Origin of the sequence: Microbacterium sp. Leaf436 (assembly GCF_001424715.1) — a bacterium.
Classification (GTDB): Bacteria; Actinomycetota; Actinomycetes; order Actinomycetales; family Microbacteriaceae; genus Microbacterium.
In genome coordinates, this window is record NZ_LMRB01000001.1 from 436,715 (window position 1) to 450,207 (window position 13,493).

Consider the following 13,493-nt stretch of genomic DNA (forward strand, 5'->3'; position numbering starts at 1 on the left):
GGGGGAGAGGCCGGCGGCGTCAGGTGTTCTGCGGGAAGCCCAGGTCGATGCCGCCGTGGGTGGCGGGGTCGAGCCAGCGGCTGGTGACGGCCTTCTCGCGCGTGAAGAAGTCGAATCCGTGCACGCCGTAGGCCTTGGCGTCGCCGAAGAGCGACTTCTTCCAGCCGCCGAACGAGTGGTAGGCCACGGGCACGGGGATGGGCACGTTGATGCCGATCATGCCCACCTGCACCTCGCTCTGGAAGCGACGGGCCGCTCCCCCGTCGTTGGTGAAGATGGCCGTGCCGTTGCCGAACTCGCCGCTGTTGATGAGCGCGAGCCCCTCGTCGTAGGTCTGCACGCGCACGACCGACAGCACGGGGCCGAAGATCTCCTCGGTGTAGGCGCGTGAGCTGGTGGGAACCGCGTCGAGCAGCGTCGGACCGAAGAAGAAGCCGTCCTCGTGGCCGTCGACCACGTAGCCGCGGCCGTCGACGACGACCCTCGCCCCGTCCGCCTCGGCGATGTCGACGTACGACGACACCTTGTCGCGGTGGGCCTCACTGATGAGGGGGCCCATGTCGGGCTCGTCGGCGGCGGCGCCGTTTCCGATGCGGAGCTTCGCGATGCGCTCGGTGACCTTGGCGATCAGCGCGTCGGCGACGGGCTCGACGGCCAGCACGACCGAGATGGCCATGCAGCGTTCTCCGGCCGCCCCGAACCCGGCGTTCACGGCCTGGTCGGCCACGAGATCGAGGTCGGCGTCGGGAAGCACGAGCATGTGGTTCTTCGCGCCGCCCAGGGCCTGCACGCGCTTGCCGTTGCGCGAGGCGGTCTCGTAGATGTACTGCGCGATGGGGGTCGACCCCACGAACGAGATGGACTGCACCTCGGGCGCGTTCAGCAGTCCGTCGACGGCGACCTTGTCGCCCTGCAGCACGGTGAAGGCGCCCTCGGGCAGGCCCGCCTCTCTCCACAGCTGTGCGAGCCAGAGGGATGCCGAGGGGTCCTTCTCGCTGGGCTTGACGATCACGGCGTTCCCGGCGGCGAGGGCGATCGGGAAGAACCACATCGGCACCATCGCCGGGAAGTTGAAGGGGCTGATGATGCCCACCACCCCGAGCGGCTGCTTCAGCGAGTACACGTCGATGCCGTTCGAGGCGTTCTCGGAGTACGCCCCCTTGAGCAGGTGGGGGAAGCCGGTGGCCAGTTCCACGACCTCCTGGCCGCGGAGGATCTCGCCCATGGCATCGGAGTGCACCTTGCCGTGCTCGGCGGTGATGATCTCGGCCAGCTCGCCCTTGCGGGCGTTGAGCAGCTCGCGGAAGGCGAACAGCACGCTCTGACGCTTGGCGATCGAGAACGCGCTCCACGCGACGAATCCGCGTCCGGCCGAGGCGACGGCGGCGGCGACGTCGGCCTCGTCGGCGAGGGCGACGTGGGCCCGCACCGCGCCGGTGGCCGGGTTGTAGACGGGGGCGGTGCGTCCGCCGGCGGATGCGGCGGCGGCGCCGTCGATCCAGTGCGTGATGACGGGGAGATCGGTGTCGGTCATGCCCCCAGTAAAGGCCGCGCACGCGTCTCGCGCCGCTGACAAAGCGGCGAGCTCGTCGCCGACTGCGGGACAGATCGGCACGGGATGTCTGCGGGTCGATCCCTGAGAGAGTCGTATGCGACGCGGACTGAGTTTGAGAACGATTATCACGAGCGATACGGTGTCGGTATGACCCGTCGCATCCTCGCCCCCGTCGCCCTCGGGGCCGTCTCCGTTCTCGCGCTCGCCGGTTGCGCCGGCGGTTCCCCCGCGGCCTCCTCCGCCGATTCGGCCGGAAAGGTCAGCGTCGTGGCATCCACCGACGTGTACGGCTCGATCGCCGAGGCGATCGGCGGCGACTTCGTCGACGTGACCTCGATCATCACCTCGCCCACCCAGGACCCGCACGAGTACGAGGCGAGCGCGCAAGACCAGCTGACGCTGAAGAACGCCGGTCTCGTCATCGAGAACGGTGCGGGCTACGACGCCTTCATGGAGGGCCTCGTGCAGGCCAGCGGCTCGACCGCCCCGGTCATCACGGCCGTCGAGTACAACCACGACTACCCGGGGGCGGCGTCGCACGACGAGGCCCACGCCGACGAGGCGAGCCCGGCGCCGAGCGAGAGCGCCGACGACCACGACCACGCCGACGACGACGGACACGATCACATCGAGGGCTTCAACGAACACGTCTGGTACGACCCGCACACGGTCGAAGACCTCACCGCGGCCATCGCCACCGAGCTCGGCCAGCTGGCGCCCGACCACGCCGCCGCCTTCACCGCCAACGCCGAGGCGTTCACGAAGGAGATCGCCGGTCTCGAGGATTCCCTCGGCCAGATCGAGGCGACGGATGCCGGAGCGAAGATCTTCGTGACCGAGCCGGTCCCGCTGTACCTGACGACCGCCGCGGGCCTGACCAACGCCACCCCGAACGAGTTCAGCGAGTCGGTCGAAGAGGGCCAGGACGTGCCGCCCGCGACCCTGCTGGAGTCGCTGCAGCTGCTGGATTCGGGGCAGATCTCGGTCATGATCGTGAACCCGCAGACCGGCGGCGCCGAGGTCACGCAGGTCGAGGACGAGGCCAAGGCCAAGAACATCCCGGTGGTCGAGTTCACCGAAACGCTCCCCGAGGGACAGACTTACCTCTCGTGGATGCAGAGCAACATCACGGCCCTGTCCGACGCCCTGGCGGCGTGAACGCCGCCGCACCGCTGCGCATCCGCGGAGCCGCCCTCGAGCGGGGCGGCCGCGAGCTGTGGTCCGGGCTCGACCTCGAGGTCGAGCCCGGCGAGCTCGTCGCGGTGCTCGGACCCAGCGGTTCGGGCAAGACCACGCTGCTGCGCGCCATCCTCGGCCTCGAGCGCCTGAGCGCCGGGACCGTCGAGGCGCTCGGAGCGCCGGTGCGTCGCGCCGGCAACCGCCGCATCGGGTACATCCCCCAGCAGCGCCCGCTGCCGCGGGAGACGCCACTGCGCGGTCGCGACATCATCGGCCTCGGCGTCGACGGCCACCGCCTGGGCCTGCCGCTGTCGCGCAAGAAGGACCGCGCGCGCATCGACGGGCTGCTCGAGGCCGTCGGGGCCTCCGAGTTCGGCGATCGTCCGGTGGGACTGCTCTCGGGCGGTGAGCAGCAGCGGCTGCGCGTGGGCCAGGCCCTCGCCGACGATCCCGCACTGCTGCTGTGCGACGAGCCGCTGACCAGCCTCGACCTCGCGAATCAGCAGGCGGTCGTGCGTCTCATCGACCGGCACCGCCGCGAGCGCGACGCCGCCGTGCTGCTGGTCACCCACGACATCAACCCCGTGCTCTCGCGCGTCGACCGCATCCTCTACATCGCCCACGGACGCTTCACCCTGGGCACCCCCGACGAGGTGCTCACGACCGAGACCCTCACCGCCCTCTACGGGGCTCCGGTGTACGTGGTGCGCGCCGGCGATCAGCTCATCGTCGTCGGAGCCCCCGATGCCGACGAGGCCCACCACCACCACGACGAGGACGACGCATGAACTGGTCCGACGTCGGCACCGCCCTCTTCGGCGGGGTGAGCCAGTACGGCGCCATCCTCGAGCTGGTGCAGAACTCCGTCTACGCCGGGGCCGTCCTCGGCCTCGTGGGCGGGCTCATCGGCGTGTTCGTGATGCAGCGCGACATGGCCTTCGCCGTGCACGGCATCAGCGAACTGTCGTTCGCGGGCGCCGCGGTGGCGCTGCTCATCGGCGTCGACGTGGTGACCGGCTCGATCGTCGGCTCGCTCATCGCGGCGGCGCTGATCGGCCTGCTCGGCGCCCGCGCCCGCGACCGCAACTCGATCATCGGCGTGCTCATGCCGTTCGGTCTGGGTGTCGGCATCCTGTGCCTGTCGCTGTACAACGGCCGCAGTTCCACGCGGTTCAGCCTGCTCACCGGCCAGATCGTGTCGGTGCAGAGCGCGCAGCTCGGCTGGCTGGTGGTCATCGGGCTGTTCGTGCTGCTCGCGCTGCTGTTCATCTGGCGCCCCCTGCGCTTCGATTCGCTCGACCCGCAGTCCGCCGCCGCGCGGGGCGTGCCCACCACGGCGGTGTCGCTGGCGTTCATGCTGCTGCTGGGCCTGATCGTCGCGGTCGCGGTGCACATCATCGGTGCGCTGCTCGTGATGGCACTGCTGGTGACGCCGGCGGCGGCGGCGATGCGGGTGGCGTCGGGTCCGCTGTCGGTGCCCGTGCTGGCCGCGCTGTTCGGCTTCGTCTCGGCGGTGGGTGGCGTGCTGCTCGCGGTCGCGGGCACGCTGCCCGTCAGCCCGTACATCACGACGATCTCGTTCCTGATCTACCTGGTCTGCCGCGTCATCGGCGCCCGGCGCGATCGCACCACCCGCGCCTTGTAACGCGCCCAGCCGATTCACCGATCCCCTCGATAGACTCGCCGCCATGGTCCAGCGCAATACGTGGCAGCGCGAACGCGTGCGCGAAGCCCTGTCCGGCGCGGGCGGCTTCGTCAGCGCGCAGGCGCTGCACGCCACACTGCGCGACGAGAACACCGGCATCGGCCTGGCCACGGTGTACCGCACGCTCGCGGGCCTCGCCGCCAAGGGCGACGCCGACTCCCTGCAGAGCCCCGAGGGCGAGAACCTCTTCCGCGCCTGCGAGACCCGCGGTCACCATCACCACCTGATCTGCCGCTCGTGCGGCGTGACGGTCGAGATCGCCGCCACCGACGTCGAGGAGTGGGCGCAGCGCACCGCCGCGCAGCACGGCTTCACCGAGGCCGAGCACGTGGTCGACATCTTCGGCATCTGCACCGCCTGCGCCCAGGCGCGGGCTCGCGAGCGTGGCGACGACTAGTCGCACCGCCGCGTCCACGCCCGCGCGCACCGGCGCGTCGCGGACGCTGGTCGCGCTCGGACTCGGTGTCGTCGTGGTCTCGGCGCTGTTCCTCGTCGACGCGTTCGCGCCCACGTTCTTCTCGCAGCCGCTCCCCACCCGCGCGCAGGACGGGCTGACCCTCGCCCTCAGCGTGCTCATCGAGTCGCTGCCGTTCGTGATCCTCGGCGTCGTGCTGTCGATCATCGTGCAGGTGTGGGTGCCGCCGGGGGCGATCGAGCGATGGATGCCGCGCGCGCCCTGGGCGCGCCGAGCCGTGCTGTCGCTGCTGGGCATGTTCATCCCGGTCTGCGAGTGCGGCAACGTGCCGTTCGCCCGCGGGCTCCTCATGCGCGGCTTCGGGGTCTCCGACACCCTGACCTTCCTCGTCGCCGCGCCCATCGTGAACCCCATCGTCATCATCAGCACGCACGCGGCCTTCGGCTTCAGCGACGGCATCCTGGTGGCGCGCCTGATCGGCGGGTTCCTGGTCGCCAACCTGCTCGGCTGGCTGTACAGCCGGCATCCCGATCCCGACAAGCTGCTCACCGAGCGGTTCCTCGAAACCTGCGAGATCGTCGTGCAGGAGCGCGGCGGCCGCGGGCGCCGGACGCTCGCCCAGCTCGTCGTCGAGCTGCGGTCGGTCATGCCGGCGCTGATCATCGGGTCTCTGATCGCGGGCGCGGTGCAGGTGCTCATTCCGCGCAGCGCGCTGCTGGCGATCGGGTCCGACCCGGCCCTGTCGATCGCCGCGATGATGCTGCTGGCCATCGTGGTCTCGCTCTGCTCGAACGTCGACGCGTTCTTCGCCCTGTCGTTCGCCTCGACGTTCACGCCCGGATCGCTCGTGGCCTTCCTCGTGGTCGGCCCGATCATCGACCTCAAGATGATGGCGCTGCTGCGCACCACGTTCAGCACCCGTGTGCTGGTGGGGATGACCGTGGTGGTCGTGCTGTTCGCCTTCGCCCTCGGAACGGTGGTGAACCTCCTTGTCTAGAACGAGTGCCCTCGCCACGCGCTGGCTCGGGGTGGGCCTGACGGCCTGCCTGTCGATCACCACGATCACCCTGTGGGTCACGGGCCGCATGTCGCTGTACATCAACCCCGATTCGGCGTGGTTCGCGGTCGGGATGTCGGTCGTCGCGCTGATCGGGGCGGTCGCCTCGTTCGCCCTGCCCCTCGGCGCGGAAGCCGACCACGGGCACGATCACGAGCACGGGCACGCACCCGCGGCGGCCTCGGCTCGCCGCGAGGCCTTCGCGCACGCCGACCACGAGCACTCCGATCCGACCGACGCCCACGACCGGGCCGCGCACGACCATCTCGCCGCGCGTCCGCGGCTCACCCCCGGGGGCGTCGCGGCCTTCGCCGGGGGCGTGCTCGCCTCGGGCGCGGTCATCGCGGTGCTGCTGACTCCGGCCGCCTCGCTCTCGACCGAGCTCGCCGTGTCGCGCGACGTGGGGGCTCCGCCGCTGTTCGCCGGATCCGACGTGATCACCCTGGCGGCCTCCGGCGACACCTCGACGTTCGGCGTCGGCGATTGGTCGGCGGTCTTCGCCCACGCGACCAACCCCGAGACCTTCGACGGCAAGCCGGTCACCCTCACCGGGTTCATCACCCCCGGCGGCGACGGCGCGAGCTTCGATCTCACGCGCCTGGTCATCACGCACTGCGTCATCGACGCGCAGACCGCGCGCCTGCCCATCGCTGCGACCGGCGATGCGCCCTCGACCGGGCAGTGGGTCACGGTCACGGGAACGGTGCGCTCCAGCGGCGACGGCAAGCTCGAGGTGCACGCCGAGCAGGTCGCCTCGATCGACGAGCCGACGGACCCGTATGAGTACTGATTCGCGCCGCGGCGGCGACTCCCGTCGTACTCGCGCCCGCCGCCGGCGCGGGCGCGGCTTCCTCGTCGCGTTCGCCGCCGTGCTGGGGGCGCTGGCGCTGGTGGGCGGCGTGGGCGGCGTCGTCGCCGTGGCGCAGGGCCCGCGTGTCACCGACGTGCAGGTCGACCCGATCGCCGCCGTCGCGGCATCCGGATCCCGGGTCATCCTCACCACGACGCAGTCCCTCGAGACCGTCGACCCCTCGCAGGTGCAGGTCGAGCCGGCGACGCCGTTCACGGTCGACACCGCCGGACGGAGCGTCGGGGTGCGCTTCACGCTGCCGCTGCGCGACGACACCGACTACCGCATCACCGTCAACGGCGTCAGCGGCCTCGGCGCGGGGCCGGCGTCGACCCTCACCGAGACGTTCCGCACACCGCCGCTGCAGGCCTATCTCATGCAGCGCGGCACGCCCGAGGGCGACACGATCTTCCGCACCGACCTGCAGGGCGAGGCGGGGCTGCCGGTCTTCGTCAACGCGCACATCGAGGACTTCCGCGCGACGGCGAACCACCTGGTCATCTCGGTGCGCGACGGCGACACGGCCCGCGTCATCGTGACCGACTCCGACGGGGGCAATCCGCGCGACATCGCCCTGCCCGGACCCGGCTTCGTGTCGAACCTGCAGTCGGCCGATCGCGGGGAGCGCATCGGTTTCACCTTCTCGGATGCCGATCTGGGCGCCGCCGGCGGACGCGAGAGCCGCCTGTTCACGGCATCGGCGGCCGATGACGCCGCCCCCACCGAGGTGGGCCTGAACGGCGGCGACGTGCGCATCGCCGATTGGCGGTTCGTGCCCGACACCGACAGCATGCTCGTGCTCACCTTCGATTCGCGCCTGCTGCTCACCGACGCGCAGGGCGGCAACGCCGCTCCGCTGGGCAGCGCGGTGTCGATCGACGGCATCGCCCGCGGGTCGTCGGTGGCGATCGTCGAGCGGGTCGAGGGCATCCGCGAGATCAACCTGACCGATGGATCCGAGCAGCCGCTCGTGCAACCGGTCGACCCCCCGGGCTTGGCGGGGCGGGCGACCCCCGTGCCGGGCGCCGGGGCGGGGACCATCCGCTCGTTCGCCGACATCAGCGCCGACGGGGTGTCGCGCTCGACGACCGTGGCGCACGTCGACACCGACGGTGCCGTGCGATCGCTGCTCGAGGTGCCGGGCTCCGACACGGTGCTGCAGACCTGCGTCTCGCCGAGCGGTCGGTACGCGGCCGTGCTCGTGGCGCCCCGTGCCGTCGACAACCCGTTCGACCGCTACCAACTGCCGCTGCCCGAGAAGCTGCAGACGCACCTCGTCGAGGTCGACACGGGCCAGGAGCTGGTCGCGCTGCAGGGCTTCGACCTGTCGTGGTGCCAGGTGCCCCCGCAGTGAGCCGCGCCGCGACGCGGGACGACCTCTCGGCCCTGCCGGTCGAGGTCGCGCCGCGTCTGCTCGGCGCGCGGCTCGAGACCGTCGTCGGCGGGGAGCGCGTCGTGCTGCGCGTCACGGAGGTCGAGGCGTACCACGGCCGCGGAACCGGCGAGCAGCCCGACCCGGGCTCGCACGCCCGCATGGGACCGACCGCGCGCAACGCCACGATGTGGGGCGAGCCGGGGCACCTCTACGTGTACCTGAGTCATGGCATCCATTCGTGCGTCAACGTCGTCTGCGCACCCGACGGGGTGGCCGGCGGTGTGCTGCTGCGCGGCGGCGAGGTCGTCGAGGGGGCCGACGTGGCGGAACGGCGCCGACTCGAACGACGCGGGGCGGTGCGCTCCGCCCGCGACCTCGCGCGCGGACCCGGGCGACTCGGCGATGCGGTCGGGCTGCGGCATCCCGTGCACGACGGCATCGACGCGATCACCGGGGTCGAGAAGGCGGGCGCGCGGGCGCGGCTGCTGCTGGCCGAGACGCCGGTGCGCGACGTCGCGACGGGGCCGCGCGTGGGGGTGGCGGGGGTCGCGGGAACCGCGGCGTTCCCGTGGCGGTTCTGGATCGAGGGGGATGCCACGGTGTCGGCGTTCCGGTGGGGGCGGGGCGCGGCCGAGGCGGCGGGGGGCTGAGGCCGGTCCCGTCGACCGGTTCGGGGGTCCGGATCCGGGCCGTGCTAGACTGACTCCTTGTCTGCGCGCACTCCAGCACGCAGTTCGCTCCCCGACTTTCGACCGCGGCCTCGTGTTGCGCTCGAGCGGGGTGCAGACAAGGGATCTTGGGTGGCACCGTCCGGTGTCACGGTACAGAAGGAGACATCACCATGGCAGCAGTGTGCCAGGTGACTGGAGCGGTTCCCGGCTTCGGTCACAACATCTCGCACTCGCACCGCCGGACGAAGCGCCGCTTCGACCCGAACGTGCAGAAGAAGACCTACTTCGTTCCGTCGCTGGGTCGCAACATCAAGCTCAACGTTTCGGCGAAGGGTATCAAGGTCATCGACGCACGCGGCATCGAGTCCGTCGTTCGTGACCTGCAGGCGAAGGGCGTGAAGCTGTAATGGCGAAGAAGGCTCAGGACGTACGTCCCATCATCAAGCTGCGTTCGACCGCCGGCACGGGGTACACCTACGTGACGCGCAAGAACCGCCGCAACAACCCCGACCGCATCGTGCTCAAGAAGTACGACCCCGTGGTCCGCAAGCACGTCGACTTCCGAGAGGAGCGCTAAGCACATGGCCAAGAAGAGCAAGATCGCGCGCAACGAGCAGCGCAAGGTCGTCGTCGAGCGCTGGGCGACGAAGCGCGCCGAGCTGAAGAAGACCCTGGTCGACCCGACCGCCACCGACGAGGCCCGCGAGGCCGCCCGCGTGGGGCTGCAGAAGCTCCCCCGCAACGCCTCGCCCGCCCGCGTGCGCAGCCGCGACGTCATCGACGGCCGCCCCCGTGGCGTCCTCACCAAGTTCGGCGTCTCGCGCGTCCGCTTCCGTGACATGGCCCACCGTGGCGAGCTGCCCGGTGTGACCAAGTCGAGCTGGTAAGCACCAGACACACACGCCGAGGGCGGGGGTTCCGAAAGGGATCCCCGCCCTTCGGCGTTCTCAGGCGTCCGCGCTCAGGTGCGCGACCGCCTGGGCCCGGGTGCTGACGCCGAGCTTGACGTAGATGGATCGCACCTGGCTCTTGACCGTGTTCACCGAGACGCCTCGCTCGCGGGCGATCTGGGCGAGGCTCGAGCCGGTGGCCAGCAGCGCGGCCAGGGCGTGCTCCGTGGGGGTGAGCCCGGGTACGTCGCGGGCGGGCGGCGCGGCGTGGGGGCGCGCGGCGAGCTGGAGCAGGGCGTCACGGATCGATGCCGCCGTGCCCGCGAGTTCGGGATGATCCTCGGCCGCGGCTTCGACGAGATCGGCGCATTCGGCGGCGGGGATCATGATGAAGGGCGTCCGCGAGCTCCCGGTGCGCGAGATCAGCATCAGCGCGGATGCCATGCTCTGGCGGGCGCGTCGCTCCTGACCGATGCGCCGGAAGGCGATCGCACGCAGCAGCATCAACCGCGGGAGGGTGCGCAGGCAGTGGTCGTCTTCCGAGGCGGCGCACGCGTCGGTCTCGAGGAGCGCCTCGCGCTCGCGGCCCAGCAGCAGCAGCGCGATGGCGCGCTGCGTCGCGAAGCACGTGCCGTGCCCCTCGGGGCTGAGCGCCGTGGCCACCACCGCGAGCCCGTCGGCGGGCTGATCGTGCGCCAGGAACAGGTCGGAGCGGATGCACATCAGCAGATGGCGGACCACCCGTTGGCTGCTGTGCCGCCGGCTGCCGTGCAGCAACTGCCAGCTCGCCGCGATGCCGTCGGCGAACTCCCGCCGGGTGAGGCGGCACATGACCTCGGTGGCAAGCGAGGCGTAGTCGAGGTAGGGGTCGTCGGGGGCGAGGGCGGCGAGCTCCCCGCTGATCGCGGACAGCCTGTCGTGGTCCATGCGTGCCGCTGAGACCAGGCAGTCGGCGAGCAGGATCAGGAAGGAGCCCTCGCGGGGGTCCCATCCGGCCTCGACGAAGAGGTCGGCGGCCGCGCGCACCGTGGGCGCCGCCCGCTCGTTCTCTCCGTTCAGGGCGAGGCCGAAGCTGCTCACCGAGAGAGCGCGATAGCGCAGCGCGTCGGTGTCGGCGAAGAGCTGTGCTTCTTCCCCGAAGCGGACACCCGACTGGGGGGACCCGACCGCGCAGAGGTACTCGCCCACGCTGGAGAGCAGCTCCGACCGGGCGCCCGGCGACAGTCCGGCGGGGCGGTTCAGATGCGTGCCGTCGAAGTAGCGCGCGATCAGCGCGATGCCGTCGCCCAGGGCGTCGCGGCGTGCGCGAGCGACGAGGAGGGCGGAGAGGATCCGTGCACTGTCGTCGGTCCATCGTCGCGGGGGGTCGAAGGCCTCCGTCTCGGCGAGCAGGGCGAGGTGGCGGGGTTCGGGCACACCGGAGCCGGGAAGCAGTCGACTCGCGGTGAGGAGCGCGGCCGCTCGAAGCGTGTCGTGCGGCTCGACGTTCAGGGGGTGTGCCCGCCTGATCGCCTCGCCGGGATCAGCCATCGGCGGTCCGACCGCAGGCGGGTTGCGCGTTCGCCGAGCGCGTCAGCGCCTCGACGGCTTCGTACCGGCCGCGTACCCCCAACTTGGCGTAGACCGATCGCACCTGACTCTTCACCGTGTTCACCGAGACCCCGCGTTCCTCGGCGATGCCCGCGATGCTGAGCGATGTGGTCAATCGGTGCGTCAGGGTGCGCTCCGTCGGGGTCAGCCCGGCGAGCAGGCCGAAGCGGGGTGCGGGGAGGTCGGGTGCGGTGACGACCGCCAGGGCGTCGAACACGCACGGCATCGCGTCGCGGAACTCCGGACGCTCGAGCATGACGGCGGCGATGAGATCGCGGGTCTCGCCGTGGGGAAGCATGACGAAGGGGGTCCCCGAGGTGCCCGTGCGCAGCAGCAGAACCATCGCCGCCTCGGTGCTGGCGGTTGCGCGGTCCCGCTCGCCGAGTCGCCGATGCGCCAGCGCCCTGCGCAGCAGAAGCGGGGTGAGCGTGCGAAGGCAATGGTCGGCCCCGGTCGCCACGCAGGCGTCGGTCTCGGCGAGGAGCTCCCGCTCGCGGCCCAGGTGGAGCAGGCTCGCCGCGCGCTGCATCGAGAAGCAGATGCCGTGTCCGTCCGGGTTCTCGTACGGCGCGAGCGTCGCCAAGGCCTCGGTGGAACGACCCTGTGCGACGAGCATGTCGGAGCGCATGCAGACGAGGAAATGCCGCGTCATCGTGTGGCTGTGCCGTGCGCCCTCCTCTGACAGCAGGGTCTGGATCGCCGCCAGGCCACCGTCCATGTCGCCGCGCAGCATCCGGGCCATCGCTTCGACGGATCGTGCCGAATGAGCCCAGTACGGGTCGTCGGGCTGAGCGGCTGCCATCGCGGCCGACACGGCATGCAGGCGGTCGACCTGGAGATGGGCGGAGGCGATGAGCGTCTCCGCCAGAAACTCGACGTACGCGGTGTCCGCCCGTGCCCAGCCCTGCGCGGCGAACACCTCTCGCGCGTTCGCGAGAGACACCCGGGCTGATTCGTACTCGCCGTTGAGCGCCTGGCCGAGCGCGACGACGGTGAGCGCACGGTAGCGCAGCGCCTCGGTGTCGGCGAAGAGCAGGGCTTCGGCCCCGAAACGGGCGCCCATCTGCGGCCACCCGACGGCGTTGCAGTACTCGCCGACGCTCGCGTGGAGCTGGGAGCGTGTGCCGTCGGCCAACTCGGCGGGGCGGGTGAGTCTCACCCCCTCGAAGTAGCGGCGGACCAAGGCCGCACCGTCGGTGAGGTTGTCGCGGCGTGCGCGCGCGGCGAAGAGGGCGATCACCGCTCGGGCGGCGGGGTCGGTCCACGTCGGCGGGACGGGCGGAGCGGCGGCGGCGGTGAGGAGCGACAGATGCCGCTGGTGCGGGGGTCCGTGCCCGGGGGCGAGGCGAATGACGGTGGAGACGACGGCCGCGTGCTGGGCGGCTCGCGCATCGATCGAGGTGCGGCTACGGGGCATGGACCCTCCACATTCGGGCCGATCGAACGGGGGCGGTTCGTCGGGCACGAACCGGAGCCCGTTCTCGTAGGCACATCATAGGGGTACGAATTTCACTATTTTCCAGGTGAATTCGAGCGTCGCATCAACCGCGGGGTGAAGCCGCCGGACTTCGCCCGCCTGCGCCTCGCGATTCACCCGCCCGGAGACCCGAGCCCTGCCGAGAGCTCGAAGGATGAGGTCGTCCACGGGTCGACCCGTGCGCCGTCACCGGCCCGCGAAATCCCCGAGCCCGCGACACACCCCCGGCGAAAGGGACGAAATCCGTCAAAATCCGCGTATTTCCGCGGTTCGGTTGATACTGTCGAGGCGGTCTCCCGACCACCGAGGAGGATTCCTCCTCGTCCGAGTAACGAGAGACGGCGCTCGTCGCCGCCTGGAGGACACACCACATGGCCGACAAGTCCATCACCAAGACCGAGCTCGTCGCGAGCATCGCCAGCGCGACCGGCCAGAGCCAGTCCGCCGTGTCGGGCGTGCTCGACTCCCTCTTCTCCACCGTTTCCGAGGCGGTCGCCAAGGGCAGCAAGGTCTCGATCCCCGGCTGGATCGCCTTCGAGCAGGTCGCCACGTCGGCTCGCACGGGCCGCAACCCGCAGACGGGCGAAGAGATCGCCATCCCCGCCGGCAAGCGCGTCAAGGTCACCGCGGGCTCGAAGCTGAAGGCCGCCGTCAAGTAAGACGACCTCGAACCTTCACAGGGGGGATGCCATCGGCATCCCCCCTGTGCTGTGTGTACGCGACGTAGTC

General features: G+C 71.1%; 15 protein-coding genes. 12 read left to right on the plus strand and 3 right to left on the minus strand.

Going from position 1 to position 13,493, the window contains the following annotated elements:
• Positions 1-19: 19 nt before the first annotated feature.
• The gene (locus ASG45_RS02000) at positions 20-1,534 is read right to left on the minus strand and encodes a CoA-acylating methylmalonate-semialdehyde dehydrogenase (RefSeq protein WP_055832490.1); all 1,515 of its coding nucleotides are present in this window, start codon (positions 1,532-1,534) and stop codon (positions 20-22) included.
• Between the two features lie 168 nt (positions 1,535-1,702).
• Between ASG45_RS02000 and ASG45_RS02005 the strand changes: the two genes are divergently transcribed.
• The 11 genes from ASG45_RS02005 to rpsN all read left to right on the plus strand — a co-directional run bounded on the left by ASG45_RS02005 (position 1,703) and on the right by rpsN (position 9,694).
• The gene (locus ASG45_RS02005) at positions 1,703-2,713 is read left to right on the plus strand and encodes a metal ABC transporter solute-binding protein, Zn/Mn family (protein ID WP_191916058.1); all 1,011 of its coding nucleotides are present in this window, start codon (positions 1,703-1,705) and stop codon (positions 2,711-2,713) included.
• Positions 2,710-3,522 carry a metal ABC transporter ATP-binding protein gene (locus ASG45_RS02010; protein ID WP_055832492.1) on the plus strand — a complete coding sequence of 271 codons (813 nt, stop codon included), beginning with the start codon at positions 2,710-2,712 and terminating at the stop codon, positions 3,520-3,522. The genes ASG45_RS02005 and ASG45_RS02010 overlap by 4 nt, the downstream gene beginning before the upstream one ends.
• Complete coding sequence (locus ASG45_RS02015) at positions 3,519-4,379, plus strand: metal ABC transporter permease (RefSeq protein WP_055832494.1); 861 nt, start codon at positions 3,519-3,521, stop codon at positions 4,377-4,379. Before ASG45_RS02010 ends, ASG45_RS02015 begins: the two co-directional genes overlap by 4 nt.
• Before the next feature lie 43 nt (positions 4,380-4,422).
• Positions 4,423-4,836 (plus strand): Fur family transcriptional regulator, encoded by a 414-nt coding sequence (locus ASG45_RS02020; RefSeq protein WP_055832496.1) that lies wholly within the window; start codon positions 4,423-4,425, stop codon positions 4,834-4,836.
• A complete protein-coding gene (locus ASG45_RS02025) occupies positions 4,823-5,851 on the plus strand; it encodes a permease (protein ID WP_055832498.1) in 1,029 nt (342 codons plus the stop codon). The genes ASG45_RS02020 and ASG45_RS02025 overlap by 14 nt, the downstream gene beginning before the upstream one ends.
• Positions 5,844-6,701 (plus strand): TIGR03943 family putative permease subunit, encoded by an 858-nt coding sequence (locus ASG45_RS02030; protein ID WP_055832500.1) that lies wholly within the window; start codon positions 5,844-5,846, stop codon positions 6,699-6,701. Before ASG45_RS02025 ends, ASG45_RS02030 begins: the two co-directional genes overlap by 8 nt.
• Positions 6,691-8,115, plus strand: coding sequence for a hypothetical protein (locus ASG45_RS02035; protein ID WP_055832503.1), 1,425 nt, complete (start codon positions 6,691-6,693; stop codon positions 8,113-8,115). The genes ASG45_RS02030 and ASG45_RS02035 overlap by 11 nt, the downstream gene beginning before the upstream one ends.
• Positions 8,112-8,786 carry a DNA-3-methyladenine glycosylase gene (locus ASG45_RS02040; RefSeq protein ID WP_055832505.1) on the plus strand — a complete coding sequence of 225 codons (675 nt, stop codon included), beginning with the start codon at positions 8,112-8,114 and terminating at the stop codon, positions 8,784-8,786. Before ASG45_RS02035 ends, ASG45_RS02040 begins: the two co-directional genes overlap by 4 nt.
• A 191-nt stretch (positions 8,787-8,977) precedes the next feature.
• The gene (rpmB, locus tag ASG45_RS02045; RefSeq protein WP_055832508.1) at positions 8,978-9,214 is read left to right on the plus strand and encodes a 50S ribosomal protein L28; all 237 of its coding nucleotides are present in this window, start codon (positions 8,978-8,980) and stop codon (positions 9,212-9,214) included.
• Positions 9,214-9,384, plus strand: a complete 171-nt coding sequence (gene rpmG / locus ASG45_RS02050; RefSeq protein ID WP_013584775.1) for a 50S ribosomal protein L33 — start codon at positions 9,214-9,216, stop codon at positions 9,382-9,384. Before rpmB ends, rpmG begins: the two co-directional genes overlap by 1 nt.
• A 4-nt stretch (positions 9,385-9,388) precedes the next feature.
• On the plus strand, positions 9,389-9,694 hold the full coding sequence (gene rpsN / locus ASG45_RS02055) for a 30S ribosomal protein S14 (RefSeq protein WP_055832510.1): 306 nt from the start codon (positions 9,389-9,391) through the stop codon (positions 9,692-9,694).
• A 60-nt stretch (positions 9,695-9,754) separates the two neighbouring features.
• Here rpsN and ASG45_RS16545 read toward each other — a convergent pair whose 3' ends face one another.
• Together ASG45_RS16545 and ASG45_RS02065 are read right to left on the minus strand one after the other, a co-directional pair.
• Positions 9,755-11,227, minus strand: coding sequence for a helix-turn-helix transcriptional regulator (locus ASG45_RS16545; RefSeq protein ID WP_055832512.1), 1,473 nt, complete (start codon positions 11,225-11,227; stop codon positions 9,755-9,757).
• Positions 11,220-12,704: a helix-turn-helix transcriptional regulator gene (locus tag ASG45_RS02065; protein WP_055832514.1), complete on the minus strand. Its 1,485-nt coding sequence runs from the start codon at positions 12,702-12,704 to the stop codon at positions 11,220-11,222. Before ASG45_RS02065 ends, ASG45_RS16545 begins: the two co-directional genes overlap by 8 nt.
• A gap of 431 nt (positions 12,705-13,135) precedes the next feature.
• Between ASG45_RS02065 and ASG45_RS02070 the strand changes: the two genes are divergently transcribed.
• Positions 13,136-13,423: an HU family DNA-binding protein gene (locus tag ASG45_RS02070; protein ID WP_055832516.1), complete on the plus strand. Its 288-nt coding sequence runs from the start codon at positions 13,136-13,138 to the stop codon at positions 13,421-13,423.
• Positions 13,424-13,493: the final 70 nt, after the last annotated feature.

Bases quoted from the DNA above. Each gene is read 5' to 3' on its own strand.
- ASG45_RS02000 (WP_055832490.1), bottom strand. From the start codon at position 1,534: ATGACCGACACCGATCTCCCCGTCATCACGCACTGGATCGACGGCGCC.
- ASG45_RS02005 (WP_191916058.1), top strand. From the start codon at position 1,703: ATGACCCGTCGCATCCTCGCCCCCGTCGCCCTCGGGGCCGTCTCCGTT.
- ASG45_RS02015 (WP_055832494.1), top strand. From the start codon at position 3,519: ATGAACTGGTCCGACGTCGGCACCGCCCTCTTCGGCGGGGTGAGCCAG.
- ASG45_RS02020 (WP_055832496.1), top strand. From the start codon at position 4,423: ATGGTCCAGCGCAATACGTGGCAGCGCGAACGCGTGCGCGAAGCCCTG.
- ASG45_RS02035 (WP_055832503.1), top strand. From the start codon at position 6,691: ATGAGTACTGATTCGCGCCGCGGCGGCGACTCCCGTCGTACTCGCGCC.
- rpmB (WP_055832508.1), top strand. From the start codon at position 8,978: ATGGCAGCAGTGTGCCAGGTGACTGGAGCGGTTCCCGGCTTCGGTCAC.
- rpmG (WP_013584775.1), top strand. From the start codon at position 9,214: ATGGCGAAGAAGGCTCAGGACGTACGTCCCATCATCAAGCTGCGTTCG.
- rpsN (WP_055832510.1), top strand. From the start codon at position 9,389: ATGGCCAAGAAGAGCAAGATCGCGCGCAACGAGCAGCGCAAGGTCGTC.
- ASG45_RS16545 (WP_055832512.1), bottom strand. From the start codon at position 11,227: ATGGCTGATCCCGGCGAGGCGATCAGGCGGGCACACCCCCTGAACGTC.
- ASG45_RS02065 (WP_055832514.1), bottom strand. From the start codon at position 12,704: ATGCCCCGTAGCCGCACCTCGATCGATGCGCGAGCCGCCCAGCACGCG.
- ASG45_RS02070 (WP_055832516.1), top strand. From the start codon at position 13,136: ATGGCCGACAAGTCCATCACCAAGACCGAGCTCGTCGCGAGCATCGCC.